Origin of the sequence: Rhodococcus sp. UFZ-B548, assembly GCF_903819475.1 — a bacterium.
GTDB lineage: Bacteria > Actinomycetota > Actinomycetes > Mycobacteriales > Mycobacteriaceae > Rhodococcus_F > Rhodococcus_F erythropolis.
The window spans coordinates 12676-35327 of sequence record NZ_CAIJDS010000032.1 but is presented as its reverse complement, the minus strand read 5'-3'; the positions used below and the strand labels follow the sequence as shown (position 1 = coordinate 35327).

At 62.7% G+C, this 22652-nt stretch carries 16 protein-coding genes; 6 read left to right on the top strand and 10 right to left on the bottom strand.

The features are described from left to right. Window positions 1-29: 29 nt before the first annotated feature. Complete coding sequence (locus H7C86_RS23770) at window positions 30-4577, bottom strand: ATP-dependent helicase (RefSeq protein WP_182262345.1); 4548 nt, start codon at window positions 4575-4577, stop codon at window positions 30-32. A 106-nt stretch (window positions 4578-4683) separates the two neighbouring features. Here H7C86_RS23770 and H7C86_RS23765 point away from each other — a divergent pair, with 106 nt between their 5' ends. Next, window positions 4684-6015 carry an anaerobic C4-dicarboxylate transporter family protein gene (locus tag H7C86_RS23765; RefSeq protein WP_003940851.1) on the top strand — a complete coding sequence of 444 codons (1332 nt, stop codon included), beginning with the start codon at window positions 4684-4686 and terminating at the stop codon, window positions 6013-6015. Window positions 6016-6053: 38 nt separating this feature from the next. On the opposite strand, the gene H7C86_RS23760 is transcribed toward H7C86_RS23765, so the two are convergent. Genes H7C86_RS23760 through H7C86_RS23750 form a run of 3 tightly spaced genes read right to left on the bottom strand, consistent with a single transcriptional unit; the run spans window position 6054 to window position 8805 of the window. Further along, complete coding sequence (locus tag H7C86_RS23760; RefSeq protein WP_021343684.1) at window positions 6054-7145, bottom strand: N-formylglutamate amidohydrolase; 1092 nt, start codon at window positions 7143-7145, stop codon at window positions 6054-6056. Between the two features lie 34 nt (window positions 7146-7179). After that, complete coding sequence (locus tag H7C86_RS23755) at window positions 7180-8184, bottom strand: acyl-CoA dehydrogenase family protein (RefSeq protein ID WP_021343685.1); 1005 nt, start codon at window positions 8182-8184, stop codon at window positions 7180-7182. Between the two features lie 57 nt (window positions 8185-8241). After that, window positions 8242-8805, bottom strand: a complete 564-nt coding sequence (locus H7C86_RS23750; protein ID WP_003940980.1) for a helix-turn-helix domain-containing protein — start codon at window positions 8803-8805, stop codon at window positions 8242-8244. Window positions 8806-8939: 134 nt separating this feature from the next. On the opposite strand from H7C86_RS23750, the gene H7C86_RS23745 reads away from it, so the two are divergent. The 3 genes from H7C86_RS23745 to H7C86_RS23735 are packed head-to-tail and all read left to right on the top strand — an operon-like array spanning window position 8940 to window position 12143. Continuing rightward, on the top strand, window positions 8940-10316 hold the full coding sequence (locus H7C86_RS23745) for a uracil-xanthine permease family protein (RefSeq protein ID WP_021343686.1): 1377 nt from the start codon (window positions 8940-8942) through the stop codon (window positions 10314-10316). Further along, a complete protein-coding gene (locus tag H7C86_RS23740; protein WP_182262344.1) occupies window positions 10297-11361 on the top strand; it encodes an isopenicillin N synthase family oxygenase in 1065 nt (354 codons plus the stop codon). The genes H7C86_RS23745 and H7C86_RS23740 overlap by 20 nt, the downstream gene beginning before the upstream one ends. Further along, on the top strand, window positions 11358-12143 hold the full coding sequence (locus H7C86_RS23735) for an alpha/beta fold hydrolase (RefSeq protein ID WP_031333145.1): 786 nt from the start codon (window positions 11358-11360) through the stop codon (window positions 12141-12143). Before H7C86_RS23740 ends, H7C86_RS23735 begins: the two co-directional genes overlap by 4 nt. On the opposite strand, the gene H7C86_RS23730 is transcribed toward H7C86_RS23735, so the two are convergent. Both H7C86_RS23730 and H7C86_RS23725 read right to left on the bottom strand, forming a co-directional pair. Next, the gene (locus tag H7C86_RS23730) at window positions 12094-13599 is read right to left on the bottom strand and encodes an aldehyde dehydrogenase family protein (RefSeq protein WP_021343689.1); all 1506 of its coding nucleotides are present in this window, start codon (window positions 13597-13599) and stop codon (window positions 12094-12096) included. The genes H7C86_RS23735 and H7C86_RS23730 overlap by 50 nt on opposite strands. After that, window positions 13596-14912 carry a VOC family protein gene (locus H7C86_RS23725; RefSeq protein ID WP_021343690.1) on the bottom strand — a complete coding sequence of 439 codons (1317 nt, stop codon included), beginning with the start codon at window positions 14910-14912 and terminating at the stop codon, window positions 13596-13598. Before H7C86_RS23725 ends, H7C86_RS23730 begins: the two co-directional genes overlap by 4 nt. 30 nt (window positions 14913-14942) lie before the next feature. On the opposite strand from H7C86_RS23725, the gene H7C86_RS23720 reads away from it, so the two are divergent. Together H7C86_RS23720 and lat are read left to right on the top strand one after the other, a co-directional pair. After that, entirely contained in the window at window positions 14943-15407 is a 465-nt protein-coding gene (locus H7C86_RS23720; protein ID WP_019747732.1) for an Lrp/AsnC family transcriptional regulator, read from the top strand. Between the two features lie 66 nt (window positions 15408-15473). Next, window positions 15474-16802: an L-lysine 6-transaminase gene (gene lat / locus H7C86_RS23715; RefSeq protein WP_182262343.1), complete on the top strand. Its 1329-nt coding sequence runs from the start codon at window positions 15474-15476 to the stop codon at window positions 16800-16802. Here lat and H7C86_RS23710 read toward each other — a convergent pair. From H7C86_RS23710 to pucL, 4 genes are read right to left on the bottom strand one after another with little or no spacing between them, the layout of a single operon-like run. Then, on the bottom strand, window positions 16799-19510 hold the full coding sequence (locus H7C86_RS23710) for a molybdopterin cofactor-binding domain-containing protein (RefSeq protein ID WP_182262342.1): 2712 nt from the start codon (window positions 19508-19510) through the stop codon (window positions 16799-16801). The two genes, lat and H7C86_RS23710, sit on opposite strands and share 4 nt — an antisense overlap. Further along, a complete protein-coding gene (locus tag H7C86_RS23705; protein ID WP_029537912.1) occupies window positions 19507-20316 on the bottom strand; it encodes an FAD binding domain-containing protein in 810 nt (269 codons plus the stop codon). Before H7C86_RS23705 ends, H7C86_RS23710 begins: the two co-directional genes overlap by 4 nt. Window positions 20317-20323: 7 nt before the next feature. Beyond that, on the bottom strand, window positions 20324-21637 hold the full coding sequence (locus H7C86_RS23700) for an 8-oxoguanine deaminase (RefSeq protein ID WP_259349287.1): 1314 nt from the start codon (window positions 21635-21637) through the stop codon (window positions 20324-20326). A gap of 53 nt (window positions 21638-21690) precedes the next feature. Further along, window positions 21691-22608, bottom strand: a complete 918-nt coding sequence (pucL, locus tag H7C86_RS23695; protein WP_024487453.1) for a factor-independent urate hydroxylase — start codon at window positions 22606-22608, stop codon at window positions 21691-21693. Window positions 22609-22652 lie beyond the last annotated feature (44 nt).

Genomic DNA, 22652 nt, shown 5'->3' with positions numbered 1-22652 from the left:
CACGATCGCAACCATCATGACCTCAATCCTCATGACCTCAACCGGAATCCGCGAGGAGTGGCGGCGAAGCCGGCTTCGACCAGGACGGGAGCAAAATCGTTGCCGTGGATGGTCTCTCCGTCGACCTTCTCCACTACCAACTTGTCGACAGCGCGAGAAGTCACCTTCTGGGCAAGCGACAGCGCTGCCAGGCGCAAAGTTCCGCTGTCGTCGGTGAATGTCAGGATGGTGCGACCGCCGCGCTCGACGAACAGAACCAACTCGCCCTCCATCAGAACGACCAGTGCTCCCGCCTTACGTCCGGGTCGGTGTCCGGGTGACTCTTCGCCCCCCGACGCCGGCCACGGCAGTGCTGCGCCGTATGGATTGGCCGGGTCGCACGCCGCGAGAGTAACTGCAGCCGAGGAGGTGTGGCGCCCCTCGATGGAATCACCGAACGTGCGCAAGCGGTCGACCACGGGAGGCGTCGAGAATTGAGCGCCGCCCAGGGTGTCCACGAAGTATCCGCGTCGAGCGCGCCCGTTGTCCTCGAATGTGCTCAGTACCTTGTAGATCAACGCGAAACCGCCCGGCACGTTCTCGCTCATCACCGATCCGCGGGTGACGACGCCGTACCGTTCGAGCAACAGATCGGCCGTGGCGTGCGCCCGGATGGTCGGGTCCGGTTCGATGGCCGGCAGCTGGAACCACCGACCGGAGGCGGTTGCCGGTCCCGTGCGAGCCGGGGTTGAAGCGCGCGCCATTCCGCGGTACGGACGGGCACGAGGAACACGTCGAGGCGATCGGTGACTTGTGGTGGTTCTGGTGGTGTCCGAGAGAAGTGCGCGCAGCGGTGCGACGGTGTCGTTACCGATGTGTCCGAGCCACACCAACTCCCACAGTGCCGTCGTCACCGCACTGTCGACCGTGTCTGCAGCCGACTCCGTAGTTTGCAACGCGTCGACCAACTGGCGGAAGAAGTAGGCACCGCCGCCGGACAGCAGGTCGAGGATGCGCTTCTGCAACTCCGAGACGTCGGTGTCGGCGGGCGAATTGAGCGTGATCGGTGCCAGGTCGGCGGGGTGCAGAACTACCCACCCGTCTTTGCCGGAGATTGCTCCGGATCCGGACCACAGGACTTCACCCGTCGAGGTGAGTTCGTCCAACATCGCGGGGGAGTAGTCGGCGACTCGGCTCGGCAGGATCAACGATTCGAGAGCGGACGCCGGAATCGGAACGCCGGCAAGTTGATCGACTACCGTTGCAACACCGTCGATTCCGCGCAGCGTGCCGCCCACATGCTGCCAACCGGGAAGGAAACGTCCGAGCGTTGCGGTACTGACCGGCTCGACCTCTTGCCGTGCCGCGGCGAGCGAGCGACGCCTCAAGCGGCGCAGGACTTCGGCGTCGCACCATTCGCTCCCAGTTGCAGACGGGCGGAATTCTCCTTCGAGAACACGCTTTTCGAGCGCGAGCCGACCGAGAACGTCACGCGCGACGGATACTCCGATACCGAAGCGTGCAGCCGCATCCGTGAGAGTGAATGGTCCGTGAGTGCGTGCGTATCGGCTCAGGAGGTCGTCGAGTGGCTGATCGACCGGCTCGATGAACGCGGCCGGAACCCCGATGGGTAGGGGAACGCCGAGTCCATCGCGAAGGCGCGCTGCATCTTCGACGACGGTCCACCAGCTCTCGCCCGCATAGGAGACGTGGAGGGCACGTTTGTCTGCGACCAACTTGTCGAGCCACGAGACCGGATCTTCGAGACAGCGTTCGGTGACTTCTTCGGTGGTCAGCGGGCCGAGCATACGGAGGAGGTCGGCGACGCCCTCGAGGTCCTTGGCCTTGCGGTCCGGAGCGAGCCGTTGCAGTTCACGTTCTGCCTGCTCGATCACTCCGGCGTCGAGCAGCTCGCGCAGTTCGACGCGGCCGAGGAGTTCGGCCAACAGCGTGGAGTCCAACGACAGTGCGGCGGCGCGTCGCTCGGCCAGGGGGCTGTCGCCCTCGTACATGAACGCGCCCACGTAGTTGAACAGGAGCGCACTTGCGAACGGTGAAGGCGAGGGCGTCTCCACTTCGACTATTCGAATCTGGCGCCGTTCGATCTTGCCGAACAATTCCTTCAGTGCCGGCAGGTCGTAGACGTCCTGCAAGCACTCACGCACGGTCTCGAGCAGGATCGGGAATGTCGGGAACTTGCGAGCGACGTCCAGCAGTTGCGCCGACCGCTGACGTTGCTGCCACAGTGGAGCACGCTTGCCGGGATTGCGGCGTGGGAGAAGCAGTGCGCGGGCGGCACATTCGCGGAATCGGGAGGCGAACAATGCCGAGCCACCCACCTCCTGGGTGACCAGATCTTCGATGTCCTCGACGTCGAAGGTGAACAGTTCGGCGCCGGGAGGTTCGTTCTCGGTGTCGGGGAGACGGATGATGATGCCGTCGTCGGAGGCCGTCGGACTGGAATCGACGCCGTATCGTTCCTGCAAGCGGGCCCCGATGGCGAGGGCCCACGGTGCGTGAACCCGTTGGCCGTACGGGGAATGCAGCACCAGACGCCAATCGCCGAGTTCGTCGCGGAAGCGCTCGACAACCAATGTTCGATCCGACGGGACCTGCCCGGTGGCATTCTTCTGCTCACCGACGAGTTGGATCAGATTGGTTGTGGCGTTGTGATCGAGCCCGCCCACGCGACAACGCTCGACGACGTCGGCTTCGTTACCCAGCGCGGTCTCTCGAACGAATTGTCCCAACGCCTGTCCGAGTTCGGCAGGGCGACCGAGTCCGTCGCCATGCCAGAAGGGCAAACGACCGGGCATGCCGTAGGCGGGGCTGACCAGAACCCGATCGAAGGTGATCTCCTCGATCCGCCAACTGGTGGCGCCGAGCGCAAAGACGTCACCGACCCGGGATTCGTAGACCATTTCTTCGTCGAGTTCGCCGACTCTTGATGCTTTCTCACCGACCATGTAGACCGTGAAGAGGCCGCGGTCGGGGATGGCGCCGCCGGAAGTGACTGCCAAGCGCTGCGAACCCGGGCGGCCCGTCAGAGTGTTGGACTCGCGATCCCAGACCAGGCGCGGACGTAATTCGGCGAACTCGTCCGAGGGGTACCGCCCGGCGAGCAGATCCAGAGTCGACTCGTAGGCCGAACGGGGAAGCGTTGCAAAGGAACCGCTTCGGCGCACCGTCTCGAACCAGTCGTCGACGTCGATCGGTTCCAGAGCGGTGGCCGCAACAGTTTGCTGGGCAAGGATGTCGAGGGGATTGGCGGGAACGGCCATCGCCTCGATCTTGCCTTCGACCATGCGCTCGACGGTCACCGCGCAGTGAATCAGGTCGGTGCGATGTTTGGGGAAGACGACGCCTCGTGAGATCTCGCCGACCTGGTGGCCGGCGCGACCGACACGTTGCAGGCCGCTGGCAACCGAAGGCGGCGCCTCCACCTGGATGACCAAGTCGACGGCGCCCATGTCGATTCCGAGTTCGAGACTGCTGGTGGCGACGACGCATCGCAATCGACCCGATTTGAGGTCGTCTTCGATGAGGGCTCGCTGGTCTTTGCTGACCGATCCGTGGTGGGCGCGAGCAAGGAGGGGTTCTGCGCCGTAGTTGACCTCGGTGGGAGCTCCGATCTGCGCGGGCGGGCGAGGTGTTTTCTCGACGGCCAGACCGATGCGTTCTGCATGAATCTCGTTGAGCCTGGCCGTCAATCGTTCGGCGAGGCGCCGAGAGTTGGCGAACACGATGGACGATCGGTGATCGAGCACGAGGTCGACGATCTGTTCCTCGACGTGGGGCCAGATCGAACCGGCTTGCGGGGTGGGGGATTCGGAACCGTCGGCGGGCGTCGCGATACCCAATTCGGTCATGTCCTCGACGGGGACACGGACCGTGAGATCGAAGGTCTTGGCGGCAGGCGGTGCCACGATTCGGATCGGTGCCGAACCGGCGAGGAACCGCCCGATCTCCTCGTGGGGACGGACAGTGGCCGACAATCCGATGCGTTGCGCCGGACGCTCGAGCAAGCCGTCCAGACGTTCCAGAGAGAGCGCAAGGTGCGAGCCGCGCTTGGTACCCGCCACCGCGTGAACCTCGTCGACGATCACGGTGTCGACGCCGACCAGTGTTTCCCGGGCAGCGGAGGTGAGCATGAGGAACAACGACTCCGGCGTCGTGATCAGGATGTCCGGGGGTCGTTTGATCAACGAGCGCCGATCGGCCTGGGACGTATCACCGGAACGGACACCGACGGTGATCTCGGGCGGAGTGAGGCCTAGACGCTTCGCCGTCTGCGTGATGCCGACCAGCGGCGCGCGAAGGTTCCGCTCGACGTCCACACCCAGCGCTTTGAGCGGCGAAATGTAGAGGACTTTGGTGGCGCGTTCGCCTTCGTCCTTGGCGGCGAGTTGATCGAGGGCCCACAGGAACGCCGACAATGTCTTGCCGGAGCCGGTGGGCGCGACGACAAGTGTGTGAGAGCCACTCGCGATGGATTCCCAGGCGCCGAGCTGCGCAGCAGTCGGAGCGCTGAAAGCGCCGCCGAACCACTCGCGTGTGGCGGGCGAGAACCTACCGAGGACGTTGGTCACGACCACCATATTGCCCCTTCCCACCGACAGCGTGTTCGTGCCTGCAGCCGAAGCGCAGAGCATACTATTTGCCCTGTTATAGCGATTCTCTTGTTATCGAGAAGGCGAGTGCCTGATGGAAGCAGTCAAGATTGTCCTCGAGCTGGCGGTAGTGCTCGGGGCGATTGTCATGGGTACCAGATCGAGCGGTGTCGCTCTCGGTCTGTGGGGCGGCGCAGGTGTTGCCGTCCTCGTGTTCGTCTTCGGAGAGGACGTCGGCAGTCCGCCGGTCGACGCTCTCCTCATCGTCCTGTCCGTCGTCCTCGCGTCGTCGATGATGCAGGCGGCCGGTGGTATCGACTGGATGGTCACCATCGCGGCCAAGTTGATCGAATCTCGCCCGAAACAGATCACGCTGATCGCGCCGTTGGTGTCATTCCTGTTCTCGGTCGGTGCCGGCACGTCCAACATCCTCTACCCACTGCTCCCCGTCATCTACGACGTCTCGTACAAGAACGGTGTGCGGCCGTCACGACCGCTGTCGCTGTCAGTTGTCTCGACCGGTGTGGCGCTGGCGTGTAGTCCGGTGTCCGCGGCAATGGCGGCAATGGTCACGCTGACCGACGTGCCGCCTTACGATTTCGAACTCATCGACATCATCAAGATCACCTTCCCGGCTGCTGTTGTCGGCATCGTCCTTTCCTCCATCGCTGTCAACCGACTCGGCAAAGATCTCGACGACGACCCGGAGATACAGGCAAAGATGAAGTCGGGCGAATTGGCCGGACCTGGTGCAGCCTCCAAGACCGAACTCGTCTCGACGAAGACCGGACGAAACGCGGCACTGATCTTCCTGGCCGGCGTCCTGGCTATCGTGATCTTCGGCCTGTTCAAGGGGATTCGTCCCGAAGCTGCCGACGGTACTCCGATGGGGATGACACCGATCATCGAAATGCTGATGTTCGTCGTGGGTACGTTGATCCTGCTGGTGTGCCGCCCGAATGTCGCCGACGTGCCGTCGTCGACGGTGTTCCGTGCCGGTATGGTCTCGGCCATCGCGCTGTTCGGTCTGGCATGGCTGACGGACACGTTCATCAGCGCCCATTCCGAGCTGATCACGAGCACCGTCGGCGACTGGGTCAACGCCGCGCCGTGGATCTTCGCGCTCGGTGTCTTCCTGGTCTGTGTACTGACGACCAGTCAGTCGACCGCTACGAGGACCATCGTGCCGATCGGTCTCGCTGCCGGGATTGCACCCGGTCTGGTGAGCGGAATGTGGGCCGGAGCGTTTGCCGGCGTCTATCTGTTGCCGACAAACGGTTCGCAGATCGCGGCTGCGAACTTCGACCTCTCGGGCAGCACGAAGCTCGGTTCCAAGCTCGTCGACCACTCGTTCTTCCTGCCGACCATCATCTTGGCCGTCACGACGATTGCGGCCGGCGCGTTGTTCGGAGTGGTGCTCGGTTGAGTATTGCGGCTGAGTCAGCCCTGAGTGACAGCGCTGAGTCAGCTGTTGCGGTAGTGGTCCCAGCTCGCCTTGCACGCGTGGGCGAGCTGGTCCACCCGTTCGGCGTCGGGTGTAGGCCAGTCGACGCCGGGTTCCATGATGTAGGCGGCCAGTTCGTCTCCCAGTAGGAATTCTCGTTTGAATTCGGCCTGAACCGCGCTCAACGCGATCCCGGCTTCGGCGGCGCGGGCGCTCAATTCGGCGAATCTGGCTCCGGCTCGAATGATTTCGAAACTGCCGAGGTACGGCTGATTGAGAGCGACGGCATCCGGATCGTCGACCTGAAATCCCTTGCGATGTGAGATCGCAAGTGTGCGAATGAGCTCCGGATCCATCGTCACGGGATTGTCGCCGCGTCGATTGCCGTCGTGGTCGCCACGATTGGAGAGCGCGACGACGTCGGGGAGCCGATCTGCTTCCGGCCGTTCGACATTGACGGCGCCGTCCTGCCGGGTGGTGTGGTTCATCGTGTCGTGGAACGACAAGGTCGTGAACGATCGACCGAGTTCGAAGCTCTTCGCCACCATGGCTTCGATCAGTGCGTCGCGAGTTCTCTCGTAGACGCCCAAACCGTGTTCAGCTGTCTCGGTGAAGGTCTCGGCGAGGTCCTTCCAACCCGCGTCGTCGGTCGGCTCGAGCAGCAGGGGGTAGAACGAGAAGGTGACAGGGCGAACTGCGTCGACACCGGCGAGGTCCGCTTTGTTGCCGGCACCGGCCTCGTGGACGCGGGCGAATGCTTCGCGCAGTGACGCTTCCAGGTTTTCGGGCTTCGCACGGTTGGGATCGCGAATCATGCGAGGGTGCGGATTCTCCACGTACACGATGCGCGAATCGATTTCGGCCCAACGGCGCACGATGGGACTGGTGGACATGTCGGTGAAGTCGAACTGCAGCCGCTGTGTGAACTCGGGTGCGAGAAAACGTGAGAGTTCTGCTGGAATCGCGGAACCCGAGTGTGGGCAACTGACAAGAAGGTCGGCTTCGGCGATGGCGTCGTCGAGACTGCGGGAGTCGCGATCGGCATAGAACGTCAGGTCCTCCGGCGTGAACACGGTTCCGGCCGGGATGAGTACTGGTTCTCCACTGGTCATGAGCCCCAGCGTAATCGAGTACAACCGTGCGTACTCAGTATCCGCTGAGTCGTTCCACGAGAGCTGTTTTGATCTCCGGGCGACCAGCCGCGACAAGAGTGAAGGTGGCTTCACGCATGAGCCGCTCGGGGGTGTTGCTGCCGACCAGAGCGCGGCTTCCGGTCGCAGTCACGAGTGCGGCCGACGCGCGTATCGCAAGTTCCGACGCTCGGGCGCGGGCGGCCGACATGTCGCCGCCGTCGCGCAGTGCTGCATCGAGATCGGCGCGCGCCCGGGTGGCTTGTTCCTCGAACGCGTCGGTGTCGACTCCCAGATCCGCGAGTTCGGTGACAGCACGGCGGGTGATGCCCATGGCCATCGCGCCGTTGAGCCACAAGCCGGGGAGCTGGGTGCTCTGGAATTGTTCGTCGCTGACGACAGCACAGACGTCGGTATCGGGAATTTCGAAAGCGTCGAACACGATTCGGACGGTGTTGCTCCCGCGCGCCGCGATCAGTGGAAGCTCCTCGATCGTCAGACCCGGGGCCTCGCCCACCGGTACGACGGAATGAACGATAGAATTGTCGAACTCGTCGCGCGCCGACACCAAGAGAACATCGACGATGCCCCAACCGGTGACGAAGGGTGCGATCCCGTCGAGGACGTAGCCGTCGTTCACCCGCTTGGCCCACAGGAGCGGTGGGCGGGGGATAGCGCCGGCATAGGCAACCCCACCGCGAATCGTGCCGGAAACCAGACCGTCCCAGTATTGTTCGCGCAGAGACGTATTGGTACTCGCTGCCAGGGCCCCGACGACGCCGTGATGCTGCATCCAGGTGAACGTCGTCGCGAGGCAACCGCCGCACAAGGTTTCGAGGACCTCGACCAGTTCTTCGCTGCTGGGGCCACCGTCACCGAGGGCGGCGATGCCGTAGAAGCCGTCGGCGGCGAGCGCGTCGAAATGGCTGCTGGGGATTTCTCCGTCGGCGTCGACGCTGTCGGCGACGGGAAACAGAACGGTATCGGCGATCTCACGCGCAAGTTCCGGCCACTTGGTCACGCTGTCAGGGTAAGCCGTGAGCCGGGGTTGTGGTGTGGAACTGAAACGGTGGCGTATCTAGAAGGACGGCGGTGAACTCACGATGAGGAATCTCGCAACTGCAGCGGTGCGATTGAACCACCGATGCGGGATGGTCGAGGTGTAGAGGAGGGTATCGCCGACATGAAGAACGTGATGCTCGTCCAGCCCGACCTCGACCTCGACAGATCCTTCGAGAACATGAATGAATTCTTCGCCGGCATGCTCGGTGTGCTCACCTGCCTCGGAGTGAGGTGCTGCCGTGATCTCGTTGGGTTCCATGGTCCGTGAACCGGTCGAGCAGAATCGGATCACCGAATCGTGTGCCAGTTCGAAGGTTCGCCCCTCGCCGGCGCGGACGAGGCTGGACGGGGTTCGCTCGCCCTGTGCCAAGAGTGAGTGCGCCGTGGTGCCGAGAGATTGCGCGAGGCGATGAAGGTTCATGACGCTGGGTACTGCGTGCCCGTTTTCGGTTTGGCTCAGGAATGGCTGCGACAACCCTGACTTCACGGCAACCTCACGCAACGTCAAACCGGCTTCTTTTCTCGCTGTCCGCACGGCTGCCCCGATTGCGGTCGCTATCGCTCTCTGGTCGTCGTCCATGTGCCGAAGATAGCAGTGCTCTGGTGAAAGTTTTGATTACACAGACGAAACAAATTCGACCACGGTAAGAAATTATCGACGTGCTGAATAGTCCCGTACACGAAACACTTCCAGCTTCGGACGGAGATCGGCGCATGGCCATCCATCCAGTCGACCAGCGGCTCCCCATTGCCCGCCAGTCTGCTTTTGCTCTTCAGCACGTCCTCATCATGTACACCGGTTGCATCACGGTTCCGCTGGTATTCGGTGCCGCAGTCGGGCTGGACCGCAGCACGGTCGCGATGCTGATCAGTGCGGACTTGCTCGTTGCAGGCATCATCACGATCATTCAGAGCCTGGGCGTCGGCAAGGTTGCCGGTGTCCGCCTGCCGATCGTCTGCGGTGCGACGTTCGCCGGGCTGACGCCGATGATTCTGATCGCCAAGGAGTACGGCCTGCAGGCCGTGTACGGGTCCATGCTGGTCGGTGGCGTGGTCGGCATAGCGTTGGCCGTCCCGTTCGCCAAAATCGTCCGATACTTCCCACCCCTGGTCACCGGCGTCGTCCTCACAGTCATCGGCATCTCGTTGATCGGTGTCGCGGGAGGACTGATCGTCGGAAACGACCCGACCTCCCCGTCGTTCGCCGATCCGAAGAATCTGGCGCTGGCTGCCGCAGTCGTTGTGGTCGCGGTGGCGTTCATCTGCCTCGGTCGCGGGATGTGGACGCAACTCGGTGTACTGATGGCACTGGTGATCGGTACCGTGATCGCCATCCCGATGGGTCTGATCGATCTGAGTGGCGTCGGCGGCTCGGCCTGGGTGGGCTTCCCGATGCCGTTCCACTTCGGCGCTCCGGAGTTTCCCGTCACCGCCGTGGTGGCGATGAGTATCGTCATGGCAGTCGTCTTCGCAGAATCGACGGCGAGCATGCTGGCGGTCAGCGAGATCACCGGAAAGCCTTTGAAAAAAGCAGATCTCGCACGCGGGCTGGTGGCCGACGGCATGTCGGGAGTTCTGGGCGGAATCTTCAATGCCTTTGTCGACACCGTTTTCTCGCAGAATGTCGGCGCCGTTGCCACGACCCGGGTGTACAGCCGGTACGTGACCGCTACCAGCGGTGCCATTCTGATCGTCCTCGGCCTCATCCCGCGAATGGGTGAAGTAGTTGCAGCCCTGCCTGATCCGGTGGTCGGCGGCGTCGGAATCATCTTGTTCTCCACTGTCGCCGTGGTCGGAATCAACACACTGCGCAAGGTCGATCTCAGTGACCCGATCAACACCACGATCGCTGCTGTATCCGTCGGAATCGGTATTCTGCCGGAATTTGCGGAGGGGATGTTCGAGCGATTCCCCTCCTCGGCTCAGATCCTCCTCGGTAGCGGCATCACCTTGGCTGCGGCCTCTGCCTTTTCACTCAATCTGCTGTTCAATCACACCCGACTCGGTGAACTCGCGAGGCGATCGCGAGAGAGCCTTCCTGAACCCGCTACCAGCTCTGCAGGAGACGCCAGTGTCATCGTCCCAGTCTGATCCCTTCGAAGTTCCCGTCATCGACATCTCGCCCTACGTGCTCGGTGGTGCCGACCAGGACAAGGCGCGAGTGGCCGCCGAAGTCGACCATGCCTGTCGGACTGTCGGTTTCATCCAGATTCGGGGCCACGGTGTTCCGACCGATGTTTCTTCCGGCCTCGCCGAAGCCATGGACGACTTCTTCGGACTGCCGATGGAGACGAAGTCGGGCTACCGAATCGAGGGCGCGAATCGTGGGTACAGCCCGCCCAAGAGCGAGTCGCTGAGCTTGAGCCTCGGCGTCGAATCCGCGACTCGGATGAATGACTTCTTCGAGGCCTTCAACGTCGGAACCGAAGCCAGATCATTCACCGAACTCGAACTGTCGGAGGATGATTACGGAATCAATCTGTGGCCCGCAGTGCCAGGTTTCACGGAACGAGTGGAGAATTACTATGCCCATGGCGAGCGGGTGGCACGCACACTGACCACCATTTTCGAAGATGCGCTCGGTCTGACCCCAGGATTCTTCGAGTCGATCACCGATCATTCCATCGACGTACTGCGGATGAACAACTACGCATTACCCGAAGGGACGGTGACATTGGACGGTGAGTTGAAGGGTATGGGCGAACATACCGATTTCGGGCTGGTCACCGTGCTGTGGGCGGATCAGGTCGAAGGTTTGCAAGTACTCGGGAGCGACCGACGCTGGCACGATGTCTGGCCGGTCGACGGCGCGCTACTGGTCAATCTCGGGGATCTCACCGCGCGACTGACCAACGACAGGTGGATGTCCACGCTGCACCGAGTTGCGCCTCCGGTGGTGAACGGCACCATCAAGCGTCGGCGATCGGCGGCCTTCTTCCACGACGGAAACGTCGACGCGGTGATTGCGACTCTGCCGAGTTTTCAGGACGACTCCGGCTTGGAGTACGAATCCATTACCGTTCGCGATCACATCAAGGCCAAATTGGCCGGGTCGAGGCAGGGAAAGTCCAACGCCGCCGCAGGTCGTGAGGCGGCTCGGGTACTTTCGGCTGCAGAGCTCGAGATCAAGCAGTGAGTGCACGGAACATCGTCCTCATCCACGGAGCGTGGGCCGGCGGTTGGGTCTGGGATCGTGTGTGTGGCCCACTGACATCGGCCGGCTTCAATCCCGTTGTGGTGGAGCTTCCAGGCTCGGGAAGTTGGAACCCCGACGACGTGATCGATCTCGACGTAGTTGCCGAACATGTTGTGGCAGTCGTCGAGTCCCTGGACGGGCAGTGCACCCTCGTCGGTCACTCCGGCGGAGGCATCGTGGCCTCGCAGGTGGCTGAGTTACTGCCTTCGCGGGTAGCGGGTCTTGTTTACGTCGCGGGGATGATGCTTCCATCGCAGATGGACTTCGGGATGCTCTGCATCGAAGTCGGTCTGGCAAGTCCGGTCGGGATCTCACGTTGGTTGGTCCCCGTGGACGACGGGAATGCGACGGTGGTTCCGCCCGAAGCCGGTGCCGCTGTGTTCTTCCACGAAGCGCCGGTGGCTGATGCGATCTTCGCCGCCCGCATGCTCGTTCCACAACTGGAGTCGGCCCGCCTGATGGCACCCGTCTGGACGGAAGAACGATTCGGAACCGTCCCGCGTTTGTATGTCGAATGCACGCTCGATCGAACCGTGCCGATCGAAGCTCAACGTGCCATGCAAAAACTTGTTCCCGGTGCCCAGGTGGTCAGCCTGGACACCGACCACGCCCCGCAGTTGTCGACGCTCCCGGAGTTGATCGAAGCGATCGCCGATTTTGCCCAGAACGCGTTCAGCCGAACTCGACGCCTTGAGCCAGCGGCAACTGGTCCGAGTAGTTGACGGTATTGGTGGCTCGGCGCATGTAGGCCTTCCATGAATCCGAACCCGATTCGCGTCCGCCGCCCGTCTCCTTCTCGCCGCCGAATGCGCCGCCGATCTCCGCACCGGACGTTCCGATGTTCACGTTCGCGATGCCGCAATCGGAGCCGTCGGCGGCGAGGAAGCGCTCTGCTTCTCGCTGATCGAGTGTGAAGATCGAGGATGAAAGTCCTTGAGGTACACCGTTGTGCAGCGCAATAGCGTCGTCGAAGTCGGTGTAGGTCAAGACATAGAGGATGGGTGCAAATGTTTCCGCCCGTACCACCTCGGTCTGTGCGGGCATGCGAACGAGAGCAGGTGTCACGTAGAACCCGGATTCGCCGACGCGATCACCGCCACACACCACGGTTCCGCCGTCGCCGCGCGCGGCCGAGAGGGACTTCTGCATTGCCTCGTACGCGGCTTCGTTGATCAGCGGTCCGACCAGAACACCGGAATCGAAGGGACTACCGACCTGGAGTTGCGCGTACGCGGACGCAATGCGATCGACGACGTTGTCGGCGATCGACTCGTGAACGATGAGTCGGCGCAGTGAGGTGCAGCGCTGCCCGGCAGTTCCCGCGGCGGAGAAGACAATTCCGCGCACGGCAAGCTCGAGATCCGCCGACGGCGTGACGACTGCGGCGTTGTTCCCACCCAACTCCAGAAGACTTCGTCCGAAGCGCGCGGCGACCCGCGGAGCCACGGCGCGGCCCATCCGCACAGAACCCGTGGCGCTGACCAAGGCCACGAGTGGGTTGTCCACCAGCGCCTCACCGACGTCACGTCCGCCGACGACCAACTGGTGCACGTCGATCGGTGCTTCACAATCCGCGAGCGCACGCCGCAGGAGCGCATGACATGCCAGAGCGGTCAACGGAGTGGTTTCCGAAGGCTTCCAGACGACGGAGTCGCCGCAGACCAGAGCAATGGCGGTATTCCACGACCACACCGCTACCGGAAAGTTGAACGCAGAGATGACCCCGACAACGCCGAGCGGGTGCCACGTTTCCGACAACCGGTGGCCGGGACGTTCGGACGGCATGGTGCGCCCGTAGAGCTGCCTGGAGAGACCGACCGCGAACTCGCAGATGTCGATCATCTCCTGTACCTCGCCTAGAGCTTCCGAGGTGACCTTGCCTGCCTCCAGCGTCACGATCTCCGCGAGATCCTCCTTGTGCTCGGTAAGTAGGCTGCCCAGCCGCCGCACCACCGCGCCGCGCGCCGGAGCGGGGACGGTGCGCCAGGTGAGGAACGCTCGATGAGCCGCCTCGACGGCGTCGTCGACCTCTCGGCCGGAGTGCTGCCGGACCGTACGCAGCTGTGTGCCGGTGATCGGCGTGTGTGCGCTCAGATCACCGGCGGGCCACTCGACGCCACAGGCAGCGAGGGCTCTCTCGGCGCGATCGGCGAGGCTCGAAGGATCAGGCAGGTTCACGGGGAGTCCTCTGTGTTTGAAGGCGGGAGTGTTTGTAGGCGGGAGTGGTTGTTGGCGGGAGAAAGCAGGGCACGTGATGCCTCTTGTTGTGCGCGGTACAGCTCGAACGGATCTTCGATGGTGCGGTCGAGGGCGCCCTCCAATCGATCCTGCCCGTATTCGGCGCCGGGCGCATCGGAAACGAATCCGGTCACGGAATCGAGATTGGACGCGAAGATCCCGGCCGCGGACGCCGGTAGGAAGTCCTCGTAGACGATCGGGTCGCGGACGACAACAGTTCCTTCGTTTCGGAACGTGAAGTACGCCAACCCCGCGTCGTCGAGTCCGTCCTCGGTGTGCGGAAATTCGCTGTCCCAGTCGGCGTCCGCGGGCTTTGCGATCAGTCGGTCGTAGATCGCACGCCCGCTGGGGGTCAACGCGATTCCGCGTGCCTCGACCTCGCCGAATCTGACGCGGACAGGTTCTGTGGTGACCGATCCGTCCGGCCGCCGAAAACGTCTGTCTTCGGCGAGTGCGCGAAACGACGTCTGCCGCAGAAGCAGTGGCGGTCCATTCCATCTCGGTGGGCCTTGGATGCGGTCGATCATGATGATGCCGCGCTCGGTCATTCGGCGGTACAACTCGTCGATGTCGAGCACTCGCGGGGTGAGGTGGTTGACATGTGTCGAGCCCTGGCCGGCGATGTCTGCGGCAACAGGTGAGATCGCGGCAAGTTCGCGATACCAACCGGCGTCGATGGGATCGGTGCCGAGCCGAAACGCCGAGGTCGCCGCTTCGACGAATTGTGTCGCCTCGGGCTCAGGTAGGCCGCGCTCGCGGTTCGCTTGCCGTGCCCACTGCAGAAGTTCTGGAGAGAACAGGGTGCGGCGACGCAGGAACCCGGTGATCCGACGCGCGAGGTCGGTGTCGAAGAACCTGGAATCGGAGCCGGTCAGTACCGAAGTGAAAACACGGAACGGGTTCCGGGCGAGTTCGGCAGGTTCGGTGGGGCGAAACGCCGTCGAGACAACGGGAATGGGGGAGTCGGTGAGCCGGAGGTCGTAGTAGCCGACCGGAAACATACCGAATCCGCCGAAGACGGTGGCTACGTCACGTAGTTCGTCGAGAGTCCCCAGTCTGATGGCGCCGTGACGCTCGGCGCTGACTCTCGCCAGGCTGCCCAGGCGCTCCGCCGAATCCGGATGTTCGGCGGCAAAATCACGGTTCACCTGCATCGTTACATCTACCAAGGTGTTGTAAGCAGGGACCTCGTCGCCATACATCTTGGCGAGGGCCGCTGCGAACCGTGCACGTAGCTCCCAGGTTTCAACCATACGAATGTCCGATTGCGTTAGCCTGCGCAGGTGCGAGAAACAGAAACCAGTGACGCTGCCGGGGTTCCGGTCGACGAAACCGATCGACTTTTGATGCGTGAATTGGTCTTGGACGGCCGTGCCACTCTCGCGAGTCTTGCTGAGAAGGCAGGACTCTCGATCTCTGCAGTCCAGTCGAGAGTGCGTCGATTGGAGTCTCGCAAGGTGATCCGTGGCTACTCGGCGAAGATCGATCCGGAGGCACTCGGTCATAATCTGTCCGCATTTGTCGCCATCACTCCTCTCGATCCTTCGCAGCCCGACGATGCGCCTGCTCGCTTGCGTCATCTACCGGCCGTAGTCTCGTGTCACTCCGTGGCCGGGAGCGAAAGCTACGTCCTCCTGGTCCGAGTGGCGTCACCTCGCGCGTTGGAGCGATTGCTGCAGGAGATCCGTACGGCAGCCAACGTCAACACGCGAAGCACCATCATCCTACAAACTTTTTACGACGAATGACGAGTGTTCCGTAACTTTTACGGCCTCCTATCGACACTTTCGTAAAATTGACATAATCTTCGCAGTATGAGTACTGCGATGCGAGACTTCGGTGACAGTGCGCTCTTTCCGGTCTACGAGGTGCTGAAGGCCAGCATTCTCGTCGACGGATTCGATCTGATTCTCGATGTGCAAAGGTCGCAAGGTTCGTATCTCCGCGACCTGCGAGACGGCACCGAGTTTCTGGACATGTTCGGTTTCTTCGGCTCTTCCTCCCTGGGGATGAATCACCCGGCGATCACCGACGACGAGGAATTTCAGCAGGAATTGGCCGTTGTAGCCTCCAACAAGCCGAGTAATTCCGACATCTACACCGAGCCTATGGCGCGCTTCGTCGCGGCTTTCGCTCGGGTCCTGGGGGATTCGGCGCTCCCTCACTTGTTCTTCGTGGACGGTGGGGCACTTGCGGTGGAAAATGCGCTCAAGGTTGCCTTCGACTGGAAGAGTCGGTTGAACGAAAGCCGTGGATTGTCAAGCGATCTGGGGACGAAGGTCCTGCATTTGACCGAGGCCTTCCACGGTCGGAGCGGATACACGATGTCGCTCACCAATACCGAACCGGGCAAGGTCGCGAGATTCCCCAAGTTCGACTGGCCCCGGATCGACTCGCCGTATCTCGCAGACGGTCGCGATGTCGAAGCTGCGGAGAGGAAAGCTCTCGACCAAGCGCGCCGAGCGTTTTCCGACAACCCCGACGATATAGCCTGTTTCATCGCCGAGCCGATCCAAGGCGAAGGCGGTGACCATCACCTCAGGCCGGAATTCCTGCAGGCGATGCAAGAGCTGTGTCGTGAGAATGACGCCCTCTTCATTCTCGACGAGGTGCAAACGGGATGCGGAATCACCGGAACCGCTTGGGCCTATCAGCAATTGGGATTGCATCCGGATGTGGTGGCCTTCGGTAAGAAAACGCAGGTGTGCGGCATCATGGCCGGCGGTCGAGTGGATGAAGTGCACGACAATGTGTTTCACGTCAGTTCCCGGATCAATTCGACGTGGGGTGGCAACCTCACCGACATGGTGCGCGCCCGGCGGATACTCGAAGTCATCGAGCAGGACCGACTGATCGACCGCGCGCGATTCACGGGTGCGCATCTCCTTGCCCGGTTGACCGAAGTCTGCGGGCGCTACGCGGCGGCGACCGAGCCGCGCGGTCGTGGTCTGATGTGCGCGATTACCTTGGCGGACAGGGACCTTCGTGATCGCGTCGTCCAGCGACTGCGAGAAGACGAGCATGTGATGATACTGCCAACCGGGAAGAGAGGAATCAGATTCCGTCCCGCGCTGACGGTGACCACCGGTGAGTTGGACGACGCGGTCGACGCAGTCGAGCGAGTGCTCGAGCGCGAAGTCTAGGCTCTGGCCTGGAGTTCGCTCCACACTCGATCCGGTGTCATCGGTGTGGAGTACATACGCACTCCACACGCGTTGGCTATCGCGTTTGCCAACGCCGGTGCTACCGGATTGAAGGGGGCCTCACTCATCGATTTTGCGCCGAAAGGCCCGAGTTTGTCGTACGTGTCGGCAAACAGTACTTCGGTGATCGGCAAATCTCCGATCTGTGGAACGTGGTAATTGCGTAGCTGAGGATTGATCACTCGGCCTTCTTCGATGACGATTTCCTCCGACAGTGCAGCGCCGAGGGCCTGTCCCACACCGCCTTCCACCTGCCCTCGCAGTTGTGCCGGGTTCATGACGGTGCCGGCATCGGCGGCCTGAACCGACTGCAGGATCTTCACCCGGCCGGTATCCGTGTCGACGGCAACGCGAAGACCGTGAACGTTGAACGAGACCGAGCGCGGTGTTCCGTCGTGGCGACCGTCAGCGGCGAGCGGGCCACCTTCGAGTAACGTCGCGAAATCGAGGCAACCGTGGGACGTTTCGACCCCGTCCGGCGAAAGATCGTCGATCTGCGCGCCGCGGCCACTCAATCGCACCGCACGGGTCAGTATCCGCTCGCGAAGGCGCTCGCAGGCGATCAGGAGCGCCTTGCCGGCGACCACCGTTCCCGTCGACCCGAATGCTCCGGTGTCGTATCCGCCGGCATCGGTGTCGGATTGAACAATCGTGATGCGATCGACTGTCGTCCGCAATTCGGTGGCCGCGATCTGTTGGTGAATCGTGGTGGTTCCGTTGCCGAACTCAGCGGTGCCGATGTTCACGACGTACCGACCGTCGGCCTCGAGTGCGACGGTGGTGTCGGAGAAGTGACCACGCGGCGGGATCGTCGCGATCATGGCAATTGCCATGCCCCGACCGATCTGCCAACGCGACCCTGCCGGTGCAGCCTCCCCGCGTCCGCTCGACAGTGCACTGTCGACGAGGTCGATGCACTGGTCCAGTCCGTAGCTGCCGAATTCGAGATCACCGTCCTCGACGTGCCAGTCGACAAAATCGTCTCCGGGTACGACGACGTTTCGCCGCCGAAACTCGAAGGGGTCCATGCCGAGACGATCAGCGAGCTGATCCATGGCCGACTCGACGGCGAAGATGATCTGGCCGAGCCCGTAACCACGGAAGGCGCCGGACGGAACGTTGTTCGTGTAGACCGCTTCGGCGTCGACGCGTTTGGTTGCAGCGCGATAGACTGCCATGGATTCGGCGCAACCGTGGAACATGACTCCGATCGAATGGTTCCCGTACGCCCCGGCGTCGGAAAGGACGTCGATGGCCAGTGCAGTGAGAGTTCCGTCGGCATCGGCGCCGGCGCGAACCGAAACTCGCATCGGGTGCCGTGACGGTGCGATGGTGAACTGATCGCTGCGGCTGAACTCGTAAGCAACGGGCCTACCCGTTCGCAGGACGGCGAGTGCGACCAGATCTTCGGTGAGTAGTTCCTGCTTCCCGCCGAAGCCTCCACCTACCCGCTTGGCGAACACCCGGATTCGGCTGCGATCGAGATCGAAGATGTGCGCCAATTCGTCCCGAACCAGAAACGGCACCTGTGTGCTGCTTCTGATGACGAGACGGCCGTCCTCGTCGAGCCACCCCACTGCGCCGTGAGTTTCCAAGGCCACGTGCTGGACTCGCGCAGTTTTCCACGTACCTTCGACGACTGCAGTGGCATCCGCGAGCGCACGGTCCAGATCGCCGACACCATCGTGAAGCGCGGCAACCACGTTGCGAGGGACTTCTGCGATCCGCGAGCTCTCGTCTTTGTCGCCGTGCAGGAGCGGAGCGCCGGGGGAACGCGCCAGATCTGGTTCGAATACCGCGTCGAGTACCTCGTAGTCGACTTCGATCAGCGAGAGCGCACGTTCCGCTTGCGTCGGGGTTTCGGCGATGACCGCGGCGACGCGCTGGCCGCGGAAACGGACGGTCCTGTCGAACACCCGCGTATCGTCCGGATCGTCGTTGCGGTCCTCGTGCCGGGCGGTCGAGAACAGCACGTCCGGACTGTCCTGAAAGGTGAGGACCGCGGCGACGCCCGGCGCCGCTTCCGCTGCTGCCGTGTCTATCCGGGTTATGTGTGCATGTGCGTGCGGACTGCCGAGTACTGCGACGTGAAGCAGGCCGATCGGCTTCTCACCCGGGGAGAAGTCCATGGTGTACTGCTCGGTCCCCGTGGCGATGCGTGCGGACGCCGGGGCTGCGATGGAACGCCCTTGTGCCCCGCCTGTTTTGGCGGTCTCGGTATTGGATGTACCCGCGAGGGCGTCACGAATGGACCGATAACCGGTGCAACGGCACAGGTTACCTTTCATCGAGCACGCGAGATCGGATTTTTGTTCGACCGACAGCGCTGATGCGGTGACTACCATTCCCGCTGTACAGAAACCACATTGGAATCCACCGGCGTCCACGAATGCCTGTTGAATGGGGTGAAGTTTCTCCGGTGTTCCGAGGCCGGCGGCGGTGACGACGTCGCGGCCGCCGAGGCGGTGGGCGGGAAATATGCACGAATGGGTGGGGTGTCCGTCGACCAGAACCGAGCAGGCGCCGCAGTCTCCGGCATCGCACCCCTTCTTGACGGAGTTCGCTCCGTGCTCGCGGAGGAAGGTTCGCAGGCACTGTCCTGGGCGGGGCTGGTCGTCGCGGGGAACTCCGTCCACCGAGTACTTCATTCCAGTTCACCTCGGATTTCTTCGGCGAGAAGGTCAGTCATCGCCTTCCGCCACGGCGCAGTTCCATGGACATCGGTGAAGTAGGCGTCTTCCGGAATCCTGCTGTGCAACGCATCCGCAAGTGCAGCGGCGTCGGGGAGTTCGTCGAATTTCAGAGCGTACGGACGGCGGGTCGCGGCGGTGATCGCCAGTGTGAAACCGTCGGCACCGCAGCGTCCGGCAACGGCTACGGCCGATCGCCCGAGTGACGTCTGTGCCAGCTTTCGCATCGCGGTACGTGCGGTCAGTGCATGCACGGGAATCCGGATACTGCGGATGATCTCGCCGGGGCCGAGCACGTTGCGAGAATCGTCGATGACGAAATCGACTACGGGGACTGAGTATTCGGTACCGTCCGGACGCCAGATCGTCAGTTCGGCATCGAGAGCGGTGCACAGAGTCGTCATCGCTCCGGCCGGGAAGGAGAGCGCGATGTTGCCGCCGACTGTCGCGTATCGCAACACCTTCCACGATGCGAGCAGTGCGTCAGCGCAGTGTTGGAACAGCGCTGCGGCGGACCATGAGGTGGGAAGATCGGCACGGCACAGTTCCTCGATGGTGCAGGTGGCCGCGATTTCGAGACCGAGATCGCCGACCGCGACAGCTTTCCAGTCGAAGCCCGCAAGGTCGACAAGAGTGGTCAGGTGCGGCTGCGGTTCCGAGTACAGCCAGGTGCCGCCGCCGATGAACCCGATACCGGGTGAGGCACAGGGGAGCTCGGCGCGGGTCCGCGGCACCAGAACTTCGTCGACGCTGTGCAGATCCATCGCTGCCTCAAGCCTTTCCGAGTAGGTCGCGGTGTGCGCGTGCGACATCCGAGGCCACGACGTCCTCGTCGACGGTGGTGACTCGTCCGTCGGCAACTACGATTCGCCCGTTGACGAGTAGTAACTTCAGCGGGGGCGTCGAGCCGAGTACGAGCGCCGCCACCGGATCGGTGATGCCGGCATGCGCGACGGTGTCGAGTTTCCACACCGCCAGGTCGGCAAGTTTTCCGACCTCGATCGATCCGATCTCGCCCTCGCGGCCCAGAACTCGTGCGCCGCCGATCGTTCCCAATTCCAATGCTTTTCGCACCGTCATCGTCTGCGGACCGCCCTTGGCACGAGCAAACAGAAGCGCATGACGAGACTCCTCGATCAGACTGCATGCTTCGTTGCTCGCCGCGCCGTCCACACCGAGCCCCACGGTGACCCCGCCCTTCACCAGATCGGCGGCACGGGCGATACCGGCCCCCAGGCGCGCATTGGAGGTCGGACAGTGCGCCGCCGCAGTTCCGGATCGCGCCATCGTCTCGATACCGGCGTCGTCGAGATGGACTGCGTGGGCGTACCAGACGTCCGGGCCCACCCAGCCGACGCGCTCCATGTATTCGACCGGCGTGCAACCGAAAAGCTCTCGGCAGAAGCTCTCCTCGTCCAGGGTCTCGGCGAGATGCGTGTGCATTCGCACGCCGTTTTCGCGGGCCAGCGTCGCGGACTCTCGGAGCAGTGACTCCGTCACCGAGAAGGGTGAGCAGGGAGCTACCGCGATCTGCAGCATCGACCCCGCGTTCGGATCGTGCCAGCGGTCGATCACCGACTGCGTGCCGGTCAGGATGTCGTCGAGTTTTTCCACGACGTGATCCGGTGGCAGTCCGCCGGAACTCTGACCGAGGTCCATCGACCCACGACACGGGTGGAATCGAAGGCCAACCTGCGCAGCGGCGGTGATCTCGGCTTCGAAAACGTCGCCGGCGTCGCGGGGAACGACGTAGTGGTGGTCGGTGGTGGTCGTACATCCGGTTTTTGCCAACCAGGTGAGTCCGCCGGTGGCCGCCACGTGGACGGCGTCGGCGTCGATACCCGCCCAGACGGGGTACAGCGTGGTCAGCCACTCGAAGAGCGTCGAGTCTGCTGCCAGGCCACGGGTGATCCATTGGTAGAGATGATGATGTGTGTTCACCAGACCGGGCGTGATCAGGCAACCGTTGCCGTCGATCACGTGCGCATTGGGGTACACGGGAGCCTTTCCGGCCCCCACGTCGACAATCTTGTTGCCCGAGATCACGACGTAGCCGTCGGGGTACTCGGAACGCTCGCTGTCCATCGTGACCACATGGGCATTGGCGACGACGAGAGTGGTCCCGAGGGCCGGGTCGGTCACGACAACCAACCTGAATAGGGTGTCCACGACGGCCCCGCGTCTGGTGCGTCGGATCGGCTGACCGCAGCTTGGATCAGCCCGTACGGACGATCGGCGGCGTGGAACACCTCGTTGTCGTTCTCGACTCCGAAGCGGCCGAGTGCATATTCGAAATGATGCTTGTTGGGTGCCGACAGTCGAACCTCGGCAATGATCGGAAACTCTTCGAGAATTGCTTTGCCGATGTGGAAGAGCGTCTGCTGCAAGGCAAGTGAATGCACCTGCGCGAACTGTTTGACGATTTGTGCCTTGATACCCACGTAGACCGATTCCCAGTCGACGTCGGTGGTGACGAATCGCCACTGGGCGACCAACGTCGTCGCCATGACGCGGTCGTCTGTCGGCTCGAGGATCGTGTACGGGTCTTCGAGGAAACCCGAGAACTCACTACCGGTCGATTTGAGGATCACCAGGTCCTTCAAGCCGCCGATCACCCACGTCCCGGCATCGGCTGTCCCAGTATCGGAGATTGTGATCGACGCCGTCCGAACTTCCTGACCCTTCCGAATCCAGGTGTAGTCGTGCTCGCTGCCGTCGACAATCGCACGCTCCCAAGCGTATTCCTCGATCTCGATCCGCGCGCCACTGACCGGTTCGATGTCGTCGACGAAATGACGGGCGAGTTCGAGTCCGTACGTCTCGATCGAGATCAGACCCTTTTCCTTGGCGTAGGAATAGGCCGTTTGTTTCTGCGTGTCGGTCGGCAGAACCTTCGACTGATCGCCGGTGAGGTACGCGTCGGCGAAATCTCCACGCAGGCAGGTGGAGACGTTGATGTCGTGGATCTCGTGACGAGGAGTGTCGCGGTAGATTCGGACTACCCTGTTCTCAGCTTTGCCGTACTGGTGACCGGTAAGTTCGATGGATCCGCTCAACCGGTCGGTGCTTGTAACACCGGTCGTGATGTTGCCGGTCGTGA